Raw genomic sequence first — 1,603 nt, 5'->3', positions numbered from 1 at the left:
CGTTGATTAAATCGGGGAATCCAATGGCTATTACGATTGCTGCTAGTCTCGAGCAAAAAACTCAAGCTGCCCGGTCTGGTTCGATTCGCCAGCAGCTAAAATTCGCGCTGATTCGGTTGGCGCGCGCGCGCTGTGCTGCCAAACTGGTGCAGCTGCTCTTCCAGTTGGGGATGGAATTGTGTCAGGGTGGCGCACTATCGGTGCCGGAACAGACACTTGATGCTAACGGCGTGCCGCCGAGGGCGGCAAGCAACTGGCGGCAAGAATCGGTAAGTCAGCCACTTCGGTAATAAAACTTAAGAAACCCTGAGGCGATGGTTTCCCCGGTGCTCCCGCAGAATTTGACCTTGACGGTTACCGCTGGAAATGGCACGAGGGGAAGTTTTATGACGCTCGCGGGGACAATTGATGACAATGGCTCAAAGGCGCTCGCTGCATACAATTGAGGTGAAAATTCAACTAGCCCTGGGCTGGAAATTTTGGAGTGAATCATTACACTGAAACAGGAAAAGGTCTGTCTAAGGCTGCGATGGATAAGCTTTTGCCGGGATTGAAGCAGGAATATGAATGGTTGGGACTCGCTTATAGTCAAGTGCTGCAACGGGTCACATTCAATCTTTCCAGTGCCTTTGTCAAGTTCTTCGAGGGCAGGACTAAGTATCCCAACTTCAAATCTAAGTTTGGCAAGCAATCGATCCAATATCCTCAAAACGTCAAGCTGGAAGTGGAAAAATCGACCATCAAGTTTCCTGGCGTATTAGGGGCAGTGTCTGCCGTGTTTCACTGTTTGTTGCCTGATGCCAAGTTCACAACCGTAACCGTTTGTAGACAGGCTGATGGACGTTATTATGCTTCGATTTTGTTTAACTATGTCGATGAACCCGTTGTCGCTATCAATCAGGCGATTGGCGTTGATTTGGGACTCAAGAACTTTGCAGTCACTTCTCTTGGGTCAAAGTACGATATCCCTAAGAAACGACTAGCAAAGCTGGAAAAGAACCGCAAGCGCAAACAAAAGAAACTGGCTCGTAAGACTGACAAGACATCGGGCAAGCGCAAAAAAGCGCAGCGCCAAGTTGCTAGAGTGTCTAGCAAGATTGCCAGAGTCAGAGAAGATTTTCTGCACAAGCTATCTCGCAAAATAGCCTAGGAAAACCAAGTGATTTGTGTGGAAGACCTAGCAGGGAAAAACATGGTCAAGAATCACAACTATGCCAAAGCAATTAGCGACCAAGGCTGGGGAATGTTCCTAACTATGTTGAAATACAAGGCAGAAAAGTTTGGACATCAGTACGTTGAGATTGGGCGGTTCTTCCCGTCGTCTCAATTGTGTCACGTCACCTTGCTGCCCATACCAATCCTGCAACACGGCTACGATTCGTTGGGTGTTCGGGTTGTCGATTGTCCTCACTGCAACATGCAGCACGATCGAGATGTGAATGCTGCGATGAATTTGACACTCCCCGCGCCTGTTGGTGCGGGGATTCTTAAGATCTGAAGATCCTAATAGTTAGGGTCTTTGGGAGCATTACTGCTCCACCCCTCCCATCTTTCACCGTGCCAGCGACTTTCACCGCACAAGGCTACTCAATGTGGTATCTAT

At 48.8% G+C, this 1,603-nt stretch carries 1 protein-coding gene and 1 pseudogene; both read left to right on the top strand.

What is annotated here, in order from left to right:
• Positions 1-290: hypothetical protein (locus MiSe_RS48950; protein ID WP_226594776.1), on the top strand; the 290-nt coding region annotated here is incomplete at its 5' end.
• Positions 291-493: 203 nt separating this feature from the next.
• Positions 494-1,456, top strand: a pseudogene (locus MiSe_RS48945) (RNA-guided endonuclease InsQ/TnpB family protein); the annotation flags it as partial.
• Positions 1,457-1,603: the final 147 nt, after the last annotated feature.

The sequence above is a fragment of the Microseira wollei NIES-4236 genome (assembly GCF_020521235.1).
Taxonomy (GTDB): domain Bacteria; phylum Cyanobacteriota; class Cyanobacteriia; order Cyanobacteriales; family Aerosakkonemataceae; genus Microseira; species Microseira wollei.
Note: the sequence above shows the minus strand (reverse complement) of the source record. Positions and strands in the feature narration are given on the sequence as shown.